The 15,842-nt window shown below is 58.1% G+C and carries 14 protein-coding genes; 8 read left to right on the top strand and 6 right to left on the bottom strand.

Annotated features, from left to right (window positions below; genetic code table 11):
• The first annotated feature begins 2 nt into the window (after positions 1-2).
• Entirely contained in the window at positions 3-1,580 is a 1,578-nt protein-coding gene (locus tag EK369_RS18250) for a DUF5928 domain-containing protein (RefSeq protein WP_127115703.1), read from the top strand.
• Between the two features lie 2 nt (positions 1,581-1,582).
• Positions 1,583-1,963, top strand: a complete 381-nt coding sequence (locus EK369_RS18245; RefSeq protein ID WP_127115702.1) for a histidine triad nucleotide-binding protein — start codon at positions 1,583-1,585, stop codon at positions 1,961-1,963.
• Here the strand turns inward: EK369_RS18245 and EK369_RS18240 are convergent.
• On the bottom strand, positions 1,955-2,887 hold the full coding sequence (locus EK369_RS18240; RefSeq protein ID WP_127115701.1) for an ABC transporter ATP-binding protein: 933 nt from the start codon (positions 2,885-2,887) through the stop codon (positions 1,955-1,957). The genes EK369_RS18245 and EK369_RS18240 overlap by 9 nt on opposite strands.
• A 99-nt stretch (positions 2,888-2,986) precedes the next feature.
• Here EK369_RS18240 and EK369_RS18235 point away from each other — a divergent pair, with 99 nt between their 5' ends.
• On the top strand, positions 2,987-3,163 hold the full coding sequence (locus EK369_RS18235) for a zinc-finger domain-containing protein (RefSeq protein WP_127115700.1): 177 nt from the start codon (positions 2,987-2,989) through the stop codon (positions 3,161-3,163).
• A gap of 58 nt (positions 3,164-3,221) precedes the next feature.
• On the opposite strand, the gene EK369_RS18230 is transcribed toward EK369_RS18235, so the two are convergent.
• Positions 3,222-3,875 carry a histidine phosphatase family protein gene (locus tag EK369_RS18230; protein WP_127115699.1) on the bottom strand — a complete coding sequence of 218 codons (654 nt, stop codon included), beginning with the start codon at positions 3,873-3,875 and terminating at the stop codon, positions 3,222-3,224.
• A 195-nt stretch (positions 3,876-4,070) separates the two neighbouring features.
• Here EK369_RS18230 and fdhF point away from each other — a divergent pair, with 195 nt between their 5' ends.
• Both fdhF and EK369_RS18220 read left to right on the top strand, forming a co-directional pair.
• Entirely contained in the window at positions 4,071-6,848 is a 2,778-nt protein-coding gene (gene fdhF / locus EK369_RS18225) for a formate dehydrogenase subunit alpha (RefSeq protein WP_127115698.1), read from the top strand.
• An 82-nt stretch (positions 6,849-6,930) separates the two neighbouring features.
• Positions 6,931-8,130 (top strand): hydantoinase/carbamoylase family amidase, encoded by a 1,200-nt coding sequence (locus tag EK369_RS18220; protein ID WP_206198118.1) that lies wholly within the window; start codon positions 6,931-6,933, stop codon positions 8,128-8,130.
• On the opposite strand, the gene EK369_RS18215 is transcribed toward EK369_RS18220, so the two are convergent.
• The 4 genes from EK369_RS18215 to EK369_RS18200 form a co-directional block, all read right to left on the bottom strand.
• On the bottom strand, positions 8,127-8,354 hold the full coding sequence (locus tag EK369_RS18215; protein WP_127115696.1) for a WGR domain-containing protein: 228 nt from the start codon (positions 8,352-8,354) through the stop codon (positions 8,127-8,129). The two genes, EK369_RS18220 and EK369_RS18215, sit on opposite strands and share 4 nt — an antisense overlap.
• Before the next feature lie 158 nt (positions 8,355-8,512).
• Positions 8,513-8,911 carry an MAPEG family protein gene (locus tag EK369_RS18210; RefSeq protein ID WP_127115695.1) on the bottom strand — a complete coding sequence of 133 codons (399 nt, stop codon included), beginning with the start codon at positions 8,909-8,911 and terminating at the stop codon, positions 8,513-8,515.
• A 96-nt stretch (positions 8,912-9,007) separates the two neighbouring features.
• Positions 9,008-9,712 carry a response regulator transcription factor gene (locus EK369_RS18205; RefSeq protein WP_127115694.1) on the bottom strand — a complete coding sequence of 235 codons (705 nt, stop codon included), beginning with the start codon at positions 9,710-9,712 and terminating at the stop codon, positions 9,008-9,010.
• Positions 9,713-9,716: 4 nt separating this feature from the next.
• Positions 9,717-11,630, bottom strand: coding sequence for a PAS-domain containing protein (locus EK369_RS18200; RefSeq protein WP_235871475.1), 1,914 nt, complete (start codon positions 11,628-11,630; stop codon positions 9,717-9,719).
• A 197-nt stretch (positions 11,631-11,827) separates the two neighbouring features.
• Here EK369_RS18200 and EK369_RS18195 point away from each other — a divergent pair, with 197 nt between their 5' ends.
• The 3 genes from EK369_RS18195 to EK369_RS18185 are packed head-to-tail and all read left to right on the top strand — an operon-like array spanning position 11,828 to position 15,842.
• Complete coding sequence (locus EK369_RS18195) at positions 11,828-13,984, top strand: AMP-binding protein (RefSeq protein WP_235871474.1); 2,157 nt, start codon at positions 11,828-11,830, stop codon at positions 13,982-13,984.
• Positions 13,981-14,796, top strand: a complete 816-nt coding sequence (locus EK369_RS18190) for an ABC transporter ATP-binding protein (RefSeq protein WP_127115693.1) — start codon at positions 13,981-13,983, stop codon at positions 14,794-14,796. The genes EK369_RS18195 and EK369_RS18190 overlap by 4 nt, the downstream gene beginning before the upstream one ends.
• A gap of 41 nt (positions 14,797-14,837) precedes the next feature.
• On the top strand, positions 14,838-15,842 hold the full coding sequence (locus EK369_RS18185; RefSeq protein ID WP_127115692.1) for a branched-chain amino acid ABC transporter permease: 1,005 nt from the start codon (positions 14,838-14,840) through the stop codon (positions 15,840-15,842).

Genomic DNA, 15,842 nt, shown 5'->3' with positions numbered 1-15,842 from the left:
AAATGGCAAAAATCGCATTCATTCTGCTATGCCACAAGGACCCCGAGGCTATTATACAACAGGTTGAACGGCTGACGGCCGTGGGCGATTACGTCGCGATCCATTTCGACGCGAGCGCGAATCCAGAGCATTTCGCGGCGATCGAAAAAGTATTTCACGACAATCCCAACGTTGCATTTGCGGTGAAACGCATCAAGTGCGGGTGGGGCGAGTGGTCCCTGGTCCAGGCAACGCTCAATGCGGTCCAGAGCGCGGTCGACAAATTTCCGCGGGCCACCCATTTTTATATGTTGTCCGGTGACTGTCAGCCCATCAAAACGGCTGACTTTATCCACGAATATCTCGACAACAACGATTGTGATTTCATCGAGAGCTTCGACTACTTTGAGAGTGACTGGATCAAAACAGGAATGAAAGAAGAGCGGCTGATCTACCGTCATTTCTTTAACGAGCGCACGCAAAAGCGCCGGTTCTATACGGCTTTCGAATTTCAGAAACGGCTTGGCCTCACTCGCGAGATACCCGCCGATCTGCAAATCCAGATTGGGTCACAGTGGTGGTGCCTGCGCCGCCGCACGATTGAGGAGATTCTGGACTTCACCCGCGAACGCAAGGATGTGATGCAGTTTTTCCGAACCACGTGGATTCCGGACGAAACCTTTTTCCAGACACTTGTCCGCCACCTGATCCCCGAGAGTGAGATTCGGACCCGGACGCTGACATTCCTGATGTTCACCGATTACGGGATGCCTCTGACCTTTTACAACGACCACTACGATCTATTGCTGAGCCAGGATTACCTGTTCGCTCGCAAGGTCAGCCCCGAGGCGCTGGAGCTGAAAGAGCGTCTGGGGAACCTTTTTGCGGAAAAAAGTGTTCCGTTTCAGATTTCGGCAGAGGGCCCGAGCCTGTTCAAGTTTCTGACAGGTCGCGGGCGTATCGGGCGGCGCTTTGCCAGCCGCTTCTGGGAAACCGAATCAACTCTGGGCCGGGACCGTGAGTTGATGATCATCGTGTGCAAGAAATGGCACGTTGCCAAACGCCTCTTGGAAAGCATCCAGCGAGAAACCGGTTTGCCGTCGATTGCCTATCTGTTCAATGAGGAAAGCACGCCGCTGCCTGATCTGGGTGGCATTCAATCGACTTTGGGTAAACGCACCCGGCATCGCCGCGCGCTCATGCGTATGCTGTTTGACTATTATGACACCAACCGGCTGGTAATTTGCCTTGACCCATCCAATCTGGAATTGCTGCATGACTTCTTTAGCGACCGTTCAGGCACGCGACTGTTAGAGGTGCAATGTGCTTTCCCGGACGATTACCTGATCGGGCATGCTACGCGGATTGGGCTCGCTGGTTCTCAGACGCCACAGGAAACACTTGAGAGGCTATTACCAACGATCCGTCAGGACATCGTGCTGGAAAGCGACCGTATCCGTGATGCCAACTTTGAGAATCACCAACGCATGAAGCAGGGGGATGATCTCAAATCGCACGTTGCCGCCTTGGTTGATTTTCTTTCGATTGAAGAAAGCAAGGCAGAGAAGATCGCCAAAACAGATCACTTGTTTGCAGGTTGACCATGGCGTTTGAATACGACGATCAGAATATCTTTGCAAAAATACTGCGTGGTGAGATTCCATGCGACAAAGTGCTGGAAAATGACCACGCGCTGGCGTTTCGCGATATCGCCCCACAGGCTCCTGATCATGTCCTGGTGATCCCCAAGGGCGCCTATGTCAGCTATGACCACTTTGCACAGCAGGCGTCGGATGCTGAGATTATTGGCCTGACGCGCTTGGTCGGCGAGGTTTGTGCCCACGTTGGGGTGCAGCCTGACGGATTTCGCATGGTTGCCAACACCGGACCCAATGCGATTCAGGACGTGCCGCACCTGCATGTACATGTTCTCGCTGGAAGGCCTCTGGGCCGCATGCTGCGCGATCAGAGCGATCTACTTTGACGATGTCAGCGCGAGGAACACGTCCTCAAGATCGGCCTGTTCTGTCTTGACGTCCCGAATGGCAATGCCTGCGTCGCGCACTGCGGCCAGGACCTGTTCGGCCGTGGTTTCAGCGGCGTGATAACTTAGGACCAATGCCCCGTCAGAGCGTTCCGAAACTTCGATCCCGGTTCCTTCGGGCAGACGGGTGGGGGGCGACACAGGGTCGATCACAAGGGTTTTGCTATCCAGTTGCCCGAGCAGATTCGCGGTGCTGTCACGCGCGATCAGCTCACCCTGGTTGATGATGGCAATCTCGTCGCACATTTCTTCGGCTTCTTCCAGGTAGTGCGTGGTCAGGATGATCGTCATGCCACGGTCTTCGTTGAGCTTGCGGATGTTGGCCCAAAGCATCTGACGCAGCTCGATATCCACGCCCGCTGTGGGTTCGTCCAGCACCAGAATCTGCGGGTGATGCACCAGTGCTTTGCCCAGCAAGAGCCTGCGCCGCATCCCCCCGGACAGCGTGCGGGCATAGGCTTCAGCCTTGTCAGAAAGACCAACCATTTCAAGAATTTCGTCGCTCTTCCGCTGGGATTTGGGTACGCCGTACAGCCCTGCCTGCACCTCGAGCGCTCCGCGTGGGCTGAAAAAGGGATCAAGGTTCAATTCCTGTGGCATCACGCCGATCGCAGCGCGGCTTTGACGCGGATTTTCATCCTGATCAAACCCCCAGATGTTTACCGATCCGGCGGTCTTGGTGACCAGTCCGGCCATGATATTGATCATCGTCGACTTGCCCGCGCCGTTCGGCCCCAGAAGGCCAAAGATCGACCCGGCGGGAATGTCCAGTTCGATCCCTTTCAAGGCTTGCTTTTCGGGTGCGCCTCGACTGCCACGATAGGTCTTTTTAAGGCCCCTGATTTCAATCGCATTCTGCGTCATGGTCGCACTTGCCCCCAGGCTTTGGATCGCTCATATTCGCGCATAGCGAAACACGCCCCGGACAACAACCGGGAGGATCGGCACAAAGGACAAAAGGCTATGACAATCGAAGCGCCTGAAACCAAGATCGTGGACAGCTACAAGATTGCCTGTGATGGCGGCGAGGGCGGGCATCCGCGCGTTTGGCTACAAATGCCGATGGAGCACGGCTGGGTCGAATGCCCCTATTGCGATTGCAAGTTCGTGCACAAGGATCACGCCGACAAGGCTGCTTGATTGAAATTCTTCTAGAAGAATTTCCCCGGGGCAAAACCTTCTAGAAGGTTTTGCGGCCTCACAGATGCGTCTGTGCAAAATGCCGTTCTGGCGCCTCCAAGTGCGCGACATTGTTAAACTGCACCAGCAGCGGTTGATCCAGAACCATCTGCCAGCGGTGAACGGATGTGTTCATGATCGCCAGACACATCTTGGCCCAGCCCAGCACGTCCAAATCCAGGGTCTGGCGCAGCACCATCCCGATCAGGCCGCCTGATGTCACCACAAGGGCACGTCCATTACCCGCTGCGATCTCGTTCATGACGTCGCTGACCCGCGCATGAAAGTCTTCAAAGCTCTCTGAGGCCCCGTCGATCCTGCCCTCCTGCCACGCTTGCAGGACCCTCGGAAGATGCTCAACAAACCCTTCGCGCTCCGTCGGAATGACCAGGCCATGCTGTTCTTGCATCAACTGTGATAACTCGAAATAGGCGATCTCGTTCAGCCGTGCGTCCCGAACAGGTGGCAGATCAAGACCCACACCATTTGCGGTTTCGATATGGCGCACCATCGTCCCGGTGTAGACCCGTTGAAACTGATCGCGCGTTTGCGAGAAATGAGCGCCCAGCCAACGCGCCTGCTGATGCCCAAGCTCTGACAATTTGTCATAGCTTTCTTCGTCCCGGGCTTCGCTGTTGGCCTGTCCGTGGCGAACCAGAGTGATATGCGGCATCGATCAATCCTTAGTCTTAGACACCGTTTCCTAAGCCAGCCAAAGGCCATCGAAAAGGGCAAATCACACGGGACACATCGAAACACCACGTCGCTCTGGCAAGAGGCTTGGCGTAAATCGTCCATGCCCTGTCGGAATAGCCGACTCGCGTATTCCAACTCTCGGGGTAAACTGCCCGCGAACAGGGAGACTCTGATGTCCGACAAGATTACTTTCACGCTGGACGGCGAGACCGTCACCGCCAACCCAGGAGAGAGCATCTGGGAGGTTGCCAATGGCCGTGGCCTTGTAATCCCGCACCTCTGCCACAAGCCTGCGCCGGGCTATCGCCCTGACGGCAACTGCCGCGCTTGTATGGTTGAGATCGAAGGCGAGCGGACACTTGCGGCATCCTGTATCCGGGAACCCGCCGAAGGCATGGTGGTCACCACCAACAATGCCCGCGCTGAAACCGCGCGCAAGATGGTTGTCGAAATGCTGGTCACAGATCAGCCCGAGCGCGATGTGGCGCACGACAAATCCTCGCATCTGTGGGACATGGTGGATCTGACCGGCGCCACGGAAAGCCGCTTTCCCAAGGTGGACGAGGGGCGCATTCCGCTGTTGGACGATTCTCACGTCGCGATGAGCGTGAACCTGGACGCCTGTATCTCCTGTGGCCTTTGCGTGCGTGCCTGCCGCGAAGTACAGGTGAATGACGTGATTGGCATGGCCGGTCGTGGGCACGATGCTTATCCGACCTTTGACATTGCCGACCCGATGGGGGCCTCAACCTGTGTGGCTTGTGGTGAATGTGTTCAGGCCTGCCCCACAGGCGCATTGATGCCCGCAACCGTGGTCGATGCAGATCAGGTTGGCGACAGCGCCGACTATGACAGTGAAACCGAAACTGTCTGCCCGTTCTGCGGCGTCGGTTGCAAGGTGTCGCTGAAAGTGAAAGACGGCAAGGTAAAATACGTTGAGGGCCTGAACGGCCCGGCCAACGAGAATCGTCTGTGTGTCAAAGGGCGCTTTGGGTTCGACTATATCCACCACCCGCACCGCCTGACCAAGCCGCTGATCCGCCGCGAGGATGCACCGGCCAAAGGGCTGAACGTCGATCCCGGTGATCTGTCGACACACTTCCGCGAAGCCACCTGGGAAGAGGCCATGTCACTGGCCGCCGGGGGGCTGGTTGATCTGCGCGACACCCATGGGGGCCGGTCTGTTGCTGGTTTCGGCTCGGCCAAATGCACCAACGAAGAGGCCTATCTTTTCCAAAAGTTTATCCGCCAGGGGTTCAAGCACAACAACGTCGACCACTGCACGCGCCTGTGCCACGCGTCGTCGGTCTCGGCGCTGATCGAAAACGTCGGCTCGGGTGCTGTGACCGCGACCTTTAACGAGATCGAAAATGCCGATGTGGCGATTGTCATCGGCTCGAACCCGATTGAAAACCACCCCGTTGCGGCAACCTATTTCAAGCAATTCACCAAGCGTGGCGGCAAGTTGATCGTCTGTGACCCGCGCGGCGTGGGTCTGCGCCGTTTTGCCGATGAAATGGTGCAGTTCCGCCCTGGTGCGGATGTCTCGATGCTGAACGCAATCATGAATGTGATTGTCGAAGAGGGGCTGTACGACCAAGCCTATATCGACCAATACACCGAGAATTGGGAAGCCGAAAAGCAGCACCTCGCGCAATTCACGCCCGAGGCGATGAGCGAGATTTGTGGTGTCAGCCCTGAACAGCTGCGCCGCGTGGCGCGCACCTTTGCGGGCGGCAAAGCGGGTCTGATCTTCTGGGGCATGGGCGTCAGCCAGCACATTCACGGCACCGATAACTCGCGTTGTCTGATCTCGTTGGCGCTGATGACTGGCAACGTGGGTAAACCCGGTGCGGGTCTGCACCCTCTGCGCGGTCAGAACAACGTACAAGGGGCCTCGGATGCGGGCCTGATCCCGATGTTCCTGCCGGATTATCAATCGGTGACGGATGACGCGATCCGCGAAAAATTCACTGATGTTTGGGATTCGGATGACTTCAGCGATGAAAAGGGTCTGACCGTGACCGAGATCGTCGATCAGGTCTACGCAGGCAACATCAAGGGCATGTACATTCAGGGTGAAAACCCGGCGATGTCCGACCCCGATGCCGAACATGCGCGTGAAGCTTTTGCCAAGCTGGAACTCTTGATCGTGCAGGACATCTTCCTGACTGAGACCGCGAACTTTGCCGACATCATCCTGCCGGCTTCGACGTTGTATGAAAAGAACGGCACCGTATCAAACACCAACCGCCAAGTGCAGCGCGTGCGCCCCGCCGTCGCCCCTCCGGGGGACGCGCGCGAGGATTGGAAAGTCACTGTGGAACTGGGTCAGCGCATTGGTCTGAACTGGGAGTACACGGACGTGTCTCAGGTCTTTGACGAGATGAAGAAGACCATGAAATCGCTGGACAATATTACCTGGGATCGCCTCAAGACGGAAAGCATCACCTATCCGTCGCTGACCCCGACAGACCCCGGTCAGGCCATCGTGTTCGGCGACGGATTCCCTCGCCCCGAAGGCCGCGCGCGGTTTACCCCGGCCAGCGTCATCCCGCCGGATGAGGCGCCGGATGCGGACTATCCGATGATCATGACCACTGGGCGTCAGCTGGAGCATTGGCACACCGGGTCGATGACCCGCCGGTCGCTGGTCCTGGACGCGGTTGAGCCCGAGGCCAATTGTTCTCTGAACCCCCGCACGCTCAAGCTGATGGGAGTTGAGCCAGGCGAGATGGTGCGTCTGACCACCCGCCGTGGCTCGATCGAGATCATGGCCCGTGCCGACCGCGCAATTTCCGAGGATATGGTGTTTGTGCCCTTTGCCTATGTCGAGGCAGCGGCCAATATTCTGACCAACCCGGCGATCGACCCCTATGGCAAGATCCCCGAGTTCAAGTTCTCGGCTGTACGCGTTGAGAAGATCGAAAGCCAGGTGGCGGCGGAGTAACGCCGCACCGGTCGCTTTTGGGCTTGAGGTCTGTTGCCTCCGGCGGGAGTATTTCGGGCAATACGAAGATGCCCGGAGTCATATCATGGTGAACCCTGACCGCTTTTTGAAAAGCCTGCATGAATTGCGCCAATTTGGGGCGTCTGGTGTGGGTAAGGGCGTGGTGCGCCCGGCCTATTCAGATGAAGATATCGCGGCGCGTGAATGGCTGATGGCGCAGATGCATGACGCAGGCCTGTCTGTGCACGTTGATCCGGTCGGCTCAGTTTGGGGTTTGGCCGAAGGGCCATCTTTACTGCTTGGGTCGCACAGTGACAGCCAGCCCGAGGGTGGGTGGCTTGACGGGGCGCTGGGCGTGATGGCAGCGTTGGAGATTGCCCGCGCGGCGCAGGAAAGCGGCGGTCCGGCGGTGTCGGTGGTTTCGTTTCAGGATGAAGAGGGACGCTTTGGCGTCACCACCGGCAGTACGGTCTGGTCCGGCAAGCTGCCCTTGGAAGACGCTGACAAGCTGACGGACAAGGCCGGTGTGACCTTTGCCGAGGCGCGCGCCCGCATGGCGCATCTGGCAGGGGATTTTGTCGATCCGGCGCAGTTCACCGGGTTCATCGAAATGCATATCGAACAGGGCCCATGGCTGGATAAATCCGGCGAAGCGATTGGCGTTGTGACCGACATCGTCGGCATCCGCGACATGCGCATCACGTTTACAGGTGAGCAAAATCACGCGGGCACCACGCCGATGCATCTGCGGCGGGATGCGTTTCAGGGGCTGAACGATTTTGCGACGCATATCAATAGCACTTTTGCCGATGTGGTTACCCCTTCGACGGTCTGGACCATCGGGCATGTGTCCCTGCATCCCAATGCCTCGTCCATCGTGCCGGGCAAAGTCACGTTCTCGATGCAATGGCGGGATGGGGATGCCGACCGGCTGAACCGGATGGAAGGGATCATTCGAGAGGCCGCCCAGACGGTGGCAGAGGCGCGGGACCTTCAGCTAGAGTTTGGCCCGCTTCTGGGGCTCGAGCCCGTGGCTATGGACACCCGCTTGCGCGGTGCGCTGGCGGACAGTGCCGCGACCCATGTGCCGGATCGGTGGCGCGAAATGCCCTCGGGCGCGTTGCATGATGCCACCAATGTTGCGGTGCATATGCCGGTGGCCATGGTGTTTGTGCCCTCGATCAACGGCATCAGCCACGCCTTTGGCGAAGACACGGATGAGGGTGATCTGGTCAAGGGGCTGGAAGTGTTGGCCGGAGCGGTTGCGCGGCTGACCAATTAGCCGCGCGCGTACCCCCGTTTCATCGCGCGGTTGCGAAAGCTGTCGGCAGCGGTCGAAGCCTCGCGAAGATTGCCATAGATGCTTATCAGCGCTCGCCCTTTACCGCCCGAAACGCCCCACTCCCGCAGCACGGAAATCTCGTTGAACAGGTTATAGGCGATCTCGACGCGGTAATAGCGCGGGCGCCGTTTCTGGGCGCGACGGTAGAGAATGCAGACAGCCATGGCCCGAGTCTAAGCCAGCGCGAATCCGGGTGCAACAGGCTCTGAATAAGAGCCTAATCCGTCCTAAACACCCCAGTGTGACAGAGGCAAAAAAGGCCCCCACAGCCGGTCTTTTGGTCTGCGGGGGCAGCGGGAGTGAACCCATCTGGGAGGAAATGTCAGATCACGCCCAGAACACGCAACGCCAACCCAAGTGTTGAAAAAGCGGCCATCGCAAAGGCCAGCGTTCTCAGAACAGGGATGCCGAGTACGTAGATGATGTAATGCGCCACGATCCCGAAGAAAAAGACCATTGCCAGCGTGCCGGGATAGGCATCGTCTGGTCGTTTGATCATCGCGATCACGGCAAGTGGTGCAAAGGCGACAAAGGCCTCAACAGAAACCGTATGTGCCCGCATCGCGCGTTGGGCCCATGCCGATTGGGGGGTCGCGTTTGCGTCGTAATTCGCAAGGGCGCCGATCAAGCCGCGCACCAGTATTCTGTCGAGAATATAAGGCAGCCAGGCGAGCGCGATCCAAAGCGCGCTGAGGGCTGTGTACTGCTCGAGGTTACTCATCTGTGTCCTCCCTCATTTTCTGAGAGGATAACACAATATGGGAATTTTTGCTATATTTTGTGTTTCAGGCCGTAGCGGGTACGATACTTGGGTGAACTACACCCAGCTCACATCTCCGAGAAAGATGTAGCCTGCACCGTATATCGTTTTGATAAGACGGGGGTTTTTCGGGTCTTCGCGCAGTTTCGTGCGCAGCCGCGAGATACGCACATCCATCGCCCTGTCAAAGCTTTCACCGGCCGCGCCGCCCAACATCTCTTGCATATGAGCCCGGCTGATCAGCCGCTTGGGGCTTTCCAGAAACAGGCGCAAAACTTCGCCTTCTGCGTGGCTGAACGTGGTTTCCTGACCTTCGGTATCCTCAAGCACGTAGCGATCAAAATAGGCCGTCCAGCCATTGAACTGCGCGGTATTGCTGGCGCTGTTTGCGGCGGGGCGTTCCTTGCGCAGCCTGACTTTGACGCGCGCGACAACCTCGGCCGGATCAAAGGGTTTGATAATGTAGTCATCTGCCCCCAGCTCAAGCCCGGTGACCCTGTCCTGAACCTGGGCCCGACCAGAAATGATGATCACCGCCGCACCCTGTTCCAACGCCAGACGATGCACCAATGTCAGCCCGTCCTTGTCTGGCAGGCCAAGGTCTACAAGGCAGACATCCGGCGTGGTCGATTTCAGCGCGGCCTCGAATTCAGTGGCACGGCCAAATCCCATGGTGCGAAAGCCCGCATCTTGTAGCGCATCCGCCAGCATGGATCGGATCTCAGGCTCATCATCCAGAATGGTCACAAGTGGCGCAGTCATGGCCTCACCTCGCGTGCAGGAAAGCGTCGAGCTGTTCGGCGCCAAAGGGTTTCGAAAGAACCGGCGCACGGGCCGCGCCTTCGATATAGAGAGGGTGTGTTTGTGGCAGTGATGTCATCAGGAATGACGGCACAGCTTCGGCAGGTAACCCCCGGATCAGGTCAACCCCGGTGTCATCGCCTTCCAGGGAAATGTCAGAGAGCAACAGGGATATTCCGGGGACCTCGTTCAGCAGGGTGCGTGCCTCGTCGACACCCGTGGCCTCGATCACCGAATGCCCCATGTCGGTCAGCATGTCACGGATCAGCCCACGCAGGTCGGGGCTGTCCTCGACCAGCAGGACGAGGCCCGGTTTGTCGTCGAGCCCGGCAAATCTCAGCGGCAGACGCAGGGTGACGCAGCCGCCGATGTCGGTGTTTTCGATCCGCACTTCGCCGCCTGCCAGCTTGGTCATGTCATAGACCATGGCCAGCCCCAGCCCGGAACCTTCGCCGCCCTTGGTGGTAAAGAACGGATCCAGGGCGCGGGTCAGCGCCTCGTCAGAAAACCCGGTGCCCGTATCGCAGACCTTGATTTGCAGCCAAGTATCCTTGACCAGTCGCGCTTCGACCATGATTGCACCTGCGCCCGAACAGGCGTCGCGGGCGTTCAGAATCAGGTTCACCAGCGAATCCTGGAGCATGCCAGGATCGACCAGCAAGGGCGCCTCGGGAATGGCATTGTCGACGCTCAGTATGATGTCATCCGGCAAGGTTGGATTTGCCAGCGTCTGCAGATCCGCCAGAAACGGCCCCATGTGCGTCGCTTGCATCTCCGGTGCGCGATGACCGGTCATGTCGGCAATCCGATTGAGCAGCGTGCCGCCCCGGTTGGCCGCGCCCAACGTCGCTTTGACAAGCTCTGATGCCTCATCGGCCAGGGGCATCTTCTGCAACTTGCTTTGCATGCCCAGAATGATGGTCAGGAGGTTCGAGAAATCATGCGCCAGCCCACTGGTCATCTGCGCAGCAATCTCACGGCGTCGGGTATGTTGCAGGGCAACGCGCGTCTGGGTTTCCTCGGTGATATCCATCGACAGGATGTAAACACCACGCCGCGCGCCCTTTTCTCCGTCGGGGGTAAAGGCCACACGAATACGCCGCGTGCTGGCGTGGTCCGTGAACTCAAAAACCGAAGGTTTGCCCGTGAACGCGCCCTCAAGATGAGGCTTGATCGCCAGAAACGCCTGTTCGCCCAGGGTTTCGCGAATATGCTTGCCAACGATGTTCGAGGGTCGCCCCGGCATCACAGACGACAACCGACGGTTGGAATAGGTGTAATGCCGGTCTGGCCCGACATGGGCGATATGGGCCGGCATCATCTCGGCTGTCAGCCGTGTACGCGCTTCCGAAGCGATCAGCTGGCGTTTGGTTTCTTCCAGCGCTGTGACCGTTGACTCGAGAGCCCGGTTCGTTGCCGCCAACTCTTCTGAGTATTGCAGCAGCTGATCCGACAGTTCCTCGGACCGGCTGCGCAGCAGCGCCTCTTGGCGCTTGACGCTGGTAATGTCGGTGTAAACCGCAACCCAGCCGCCCTCAGGCAGCGGGGAGCCCTCGACGCTGATCCATCGCCCGTCCGCCCGTTGCCGTTCAAAGTAATGCGCCTCAAACGCCAACGCCCGATCCACCCGGTCCTGGACGAATGCGTCGATTTCATCCTTGGCCATCTCGCCGTATTCGCCGTTGGCAATCAGAAATCGAATAGTCTCGGCAAAGCTTGCCCCGGGCCGCATCAGCCCATCCGGGATCGAGAACATTTCATGGAAGCGCGCATTCGCCACGACCAGTTTCAGGTCACTGTCATAGATCGACAGGGCCTGTTTAATAAGGTTCAGACCGGCAATGGTCATCGCCTGAGATGTGGCGGAATAGGCCTCCATTTGGGGTCCTCCTGTTTCATGGCTAGCACCGCAAGGACGGGTCGAAAAGGATCAATTGCAGCCTGTTACAATTCGTAAGGATTGGGAAATGTTCAGGAAAAAGTTGACGCCCAGTGTGAAACCCGCACCTTAATTGGTGAGGGAATCGTTTCGACGGTTTTGCCTGCGAAGGCGCGGGCGCAAGGGAGGAAGATATTTTGGCACAGTCGTCACAGGCGACCGGTGGACTGGCGTCCATTCCGGCGCTTTTGCAGCGGAACGCCGTTCTGTATGCGGAAAAAGCCGCCTATCGGGAAAAAGAATTCGGGATCTGGCAGACCTGGACTTGGGCAGAGACCGAGAAAGAGGTTGAGGCTTTGGCCCTTGGCCTGATCAATCTGGGCGTGAACGAAGGCGACTTTATCGCCATCATCGGCCGCAACCGTCCGTATTTCTATTTCGCCATGGCTGCCGCTCAGTCGGTGGGTGCCGTGCCGGTGCCGGTCTATAACGACAGCGCCGCGGAAGAGATGGAGTATATCCTGGGTCACTGTGGTGCGCGTTTTGCCATCGTCGAAGACCAGGAGCAGGTCGACAAGATCATCGAGATCCAGGAACACCTGCACCAGTTCGAACATATGATCTACATCGATCCGCGCGGACTTCGTAAGTACGATCACCGCGCGCTGCACGAGTTCAGCCACGTGCAGAACCAGGGCCGTGCCGCCTATGATGAGTTTATCGCCGAGCTAAAGACGCGCCGCGAAAAGCTGACTTATGACAGCACCTGCGTGATGCTCTACACCTCGGGTACGACGGGCAAGCCCAAGGGCGTGGTCCTGTCGAACCGCAACGTGATCGAATCCGCCAAGAACTCGTCCGAGTTTGACGGTCTGGGTGCCGACGAAGAAATCCTCTCGTATCTGCCCATGGCCTGGGTGGGTGACTTTATCTTCTCAATCGGTCAGGCCTACTGGTGTGGTTTCTGCGTGAACTGCCCGGAAAGCGCCGACACCATGATGACCGACCTGCGCGAAATCGGGCCGACCTATTACTTTGCGCCGCCGCGTATCTTTGAAACGCAGCTGACCAACGTGATGATCCGCATGGAAGACAGCGGTGATCTGAAATACGCGATCTTCCATCACTTCATGGAGTTTGCGAAAACCACCGGCGAACAGTTTGGCATGCCCAAGCGCAGCCTGGCCAAGCCGGACATGAAGCGCCGCATCAAGAACGCGTGGCGCTACGCGATGGGCATCGGATTTGCCGCCGAAACCATCATCGAGAACAGCATTCGCCTGTTCTTTGCCAAGTTGCGTCATGGCAAGAAAACCCGCGAGAACTTCAAGGCCAAGGATCCGATCCTCCTGAACCTCTACGGTGGCAAGCTGCGCGACTATTTCAAATATCGCATGGGTGCTGTGCTGGTCTATGGTCCGCTCAAGGACACGCTGGGTTTTGGCCGCGTACGTGTTGGCTACACGGCGGGTGAAGCCATCGGACCGGAAATCTTCGATTTCTACCGTTCGCTCGGCATCAACCTGAAGCAGCTTTATGGCCAAACCGAAGCCACCGTGTTCATCACCGCTCAGCCAGATGGCCAGGTGCGTGCCGACACCGTGGGCGTGCCTTCGCCGGACGTGGAAATCAAGATCGCCGACAACGGCGAGATTTTCTATCGCTCGCCGGGCACCTTTGTCGAATATTACAACAACCCAGAATCCACGGCGTCGACCAAGGACGCCGAAGGCTGGGTTGCCACGGGCGACGCGGGCTTCTTCGAAGAAGGGTCGGGTCACCTGCGCATCATCGACCGCGCCAAGGACGTTGGCAAAATGGCCGATGGTAGCATGTTCGCGCCGAAGTATGTCGAAAACAAACTCAAGTTCTACCCCGACATCCTCGAGGCGGTGTTGTTCGGCAATGGCAAGGATCGCTGCGTTGCCTTTATCAACATCGACCTGACGGCGGTCGGCAACTGGGCCGAGCGTAACAACGTCGCCTATGCCTCGTATCAGGAACTGGCCGGTCACCCCAAGGTTCTGGACAGCATCCAGGAACATGTGGAGACGGTGAACAAATCCGTGGCCCAAGACCCGATGCTGTCAGGGTGTCAGATCCACCGCTTCCTCGTCTTGCACAAGGAACTGGACGCCGATGACGGCGAGATGACCCGGACACGCAAAGTGCGCCGCGTCGTTGTGGCCGACAAGTTCAAGGATCTCGTGGACGCGCTCTATGACGGTTCGACCCAGGTCTCGACCACCACAGAAGTTACTTATGAAGACGGTCGCAAGGGCAGCATCAGCGCCACGCTGGAACTGCGCGACGCCGCAGTCGTCTCAACCGCAGCAAAGGTAGCCGCAGAATGAGCACGCAGGAAAGCTACGTCACCGAAGACGGCCGCACCATCGGCCCGACCGTGATGGAAATGAAGAACATCACACTGCGCTTTGGCGGTGTGAAGGCGATCACCGACATTTCGTTCGACATCCGCGAGGGCGAAATTCGCGCCATCATCGGACCGAACGGTGCCGGGAAATCGTCGATGCTGAACGTCATCTCGGGCTTCTACGTCCCGCAAGAGGGCGAGGTTTGGTACAAGGGCAAAAAGCGCCCGCCGATGAAACCCTATCAGGTGGCCGAACAGGGCATCGCCCGGACCTTTCAGAACATCGCGCTGTTCGAAGGCATGACCGTTCTCGATAACGTCATGACCGGTCGTATCCGCCAGATGAAAGCCGGGCTGTTGTCTCAGGCGATCTGGAAAGGCAAAGCCGAGAAAGAAGAGATCGAAAACCGCGAGTTCGTGGAAAAGATCATCGACTTTCTGGAAATTCAGGCAATCCGCAAGACGCCCGTGGGCCGACTGCCCTATGGTCTGAAAAAGCGGGTCGAACTGGCGCGCGCGCTGGCCGCGGAGCCCTCGATCCTGCTGTTGGACGAACCCATGGCCGGCATGAACGTCGAAGAGAAAGAGGACATGTCCCGCTTTATCCTCGACATGAATGACGAGTTTGGCACCACCATCGCCCTGATCGAACACGACATGGGTGTTGTGATGGACCTGAGCGACCGGGTGGTCGTGATGGATTACGGCAAAAAGATCGGCGATGGCACGCCGGACGAAGTGCGTTCGAACCAGGCGGTGATCGACGCCTATCTGGGGGTGGCACATGACTAATCAACACATTGAAACCCAAGCAAAAACCGGAGGCCTGAGCGATGCCTGAACAACTCGCATTTGCAATGGAGGTTTTCCTCAACGGCCTCATGTCGGGCGTGCTTTATGCCCTCGTGGCACTGGGCTTCGTCCTGATCTACAAAGCGTCGGGAATCTTCAACTTTGCCCAGGGTGTGATGGCGCTGTTCGCGGCGATGACCCTTGTTGGTATCCAGAACGGCCAGGTGCCCTTTGCGCACCTCATCAACGCTGTTCTTGGCACACATATCCACCACTTCGGCTGGCACATTCACTCGGTTCTGGCGCTGATCCTGACCGTCGGTGTGATGGTTCTGCTGGCGGTGGCCATTCAGAAGTTCGTATTCCGCCACCTCGTGGGGCAGGAACCGATCATCCTGTTCATGGCGACCATCGGTCTGGCCTATTTCCTCGAAGGGTTTGCCGACCTGATGTGGAACTCGGAAATCAAGAAGCTCGAGTTCTGCCTGGCTGGCACCACATGTCTGCCGCAGGGCATCAACCTCGCCATTGATGAGGCCACGTACAACTGGTTCGGCTATGGTTTCTTCATCGATAACCTCGACATCACTGCAACCATCGTTGCCATCATCCTCGTGATCGCGCTTGTGGCCTTTAGCCAGTACACCAAGCAGGGCCGCGCCATGCGCGCCGTGGCCGACGACCACCAGGCGGCTCTGTCGGTTGGCATCTCGCTGAACTTCATCTGGGTTCTGGTGTGGTCGGTCGCAGGCTTCGTGGCTCTGGTCGCGGGTATCATGTGGGGCGCCAAGTCGGGCGTACAGTTCTCGCTGTCGCTGATCGCGCTCAAGGCGCTGCCGGTTCTGATGCTGGGTGGCTTTACCTCGATCCCCGGCGCCATCATCGGCGGCCTGATCATCGGTGTGGGTGAGAAGCTGTTCGAATTCTGGGTCGGCCCGCTGGTTGGCGGCGCAACTGAGAACTGGTTCGCCTACGTTCTGGCGCTCGTGTTCCTCGTGTTCCGTCCGCAGGGTCTGTTCGGCGAAAAAATCATCGAGAGGGTGTAA

This window comes from Shimia sediminis (genome assembly GCF_003990645.1).
Classification (GTDB): Bacteria; Pseudomonadota; Alphaproteobacteria; order Rhodobacterales; family Rhodobacteraceae; genus Shimia; species Shimia sediminis.
The sequence above is the reverse complement of the archived record's forward strand: the minus strand, read 5'-3'. Positions and strand labels throughout refer to the sequence as shown.

What these genes read in the sequence shown, in the direction of transcription:
- EK369_RS18250 (WP_127115703.1), top strand. Translation starts at nt 3, where the DNA reads ATGGCAAAAATCGCATTCATTCTGCTATGCCACAAGGACCCCGAGGCT.
- EK369_RS18245 (WP_127115702.1), top strand. Translation starts at nt 1,583, where the DNA reads ATGGCGTTTGAATACGACGATCAGAATATCTTTGCAAAAATACTGCGT.
- EK369_RS18240 (WP_127115701.1), bottom strand. Translation starts at nt 2,887, where the DNA reads ATGACGCAGAATGCGATTGAAATCAGGGGCCTTAAAAAGACCTATCGT.
- EK369_RS18235 (WP_127115700.1), top strand. Translation starts at nt 2,987, where the DNA reads ATGACAATCGAAGCGCCTGAAACCAAGATCGTGGACAGCTACAAGATT.
- EK369_RS18230 (WP_127115699.1), bottom strand. Translation starts at nt 3,875, where the DNA reads ATGCCGCATATCACTCTGGTTCGCCACGGACAGGCCAACAGCGAAGCC.
- fdhF (WP_127115698.1), top strand. Translation starts at nt 4,071, where the DNA reads ATGTCCGACAAGATTACTTTCACGCTGGACGGCGAGACCGTCACCGCC.
- EK369_RS18215 (WP_127115696.1), bottom strand. Translation starts at nt 8,354, where the DNA reads ATGGCTGTCTGCATTCTCTACCGTCGCGCCCAGAAACGGCGCCCGCGC.
- EK369_RS18210 (WP_127115695.1), bottom strand. Translation starts at nt 8,911, where the DNA reads ATGAGTAACCTCGAGCAGTACACAGCCCTCAGCGCGCTTTGGATCGCG.
- EK369_RS18205 (WP_127115694.1), bottom strand. Translation starts at nt 9,712, where the DNA reads ATGACTGCGCCACTTGTGACCATTCTGGATGATGAGCCTGAGATCCGA.
- EK369_RS18200 (WP_235871475.1), bottom strand. Translation starts at nt 11,630, where the DNA reads ATGGAGGCCTATTCCGCCACATCTCAGGCGATGACCATTGCCGGTCTG.
- EK369_RS18190 (WP_127115693.1), top strand. Translation starts at nt 13,981, where the DNA reads ATGAGCACGCAGGAAAGCTACGTCACCGAAGACGGCCGCACCATCGGC.
- EK369_RS18185 (WP_127115692.1), top strand. Translation starts at nt 14,838, where the DNA reads ATGCCTGAACAACTCGCATTTGCAATGGAGGTTTTCCTCAACGGCCTC.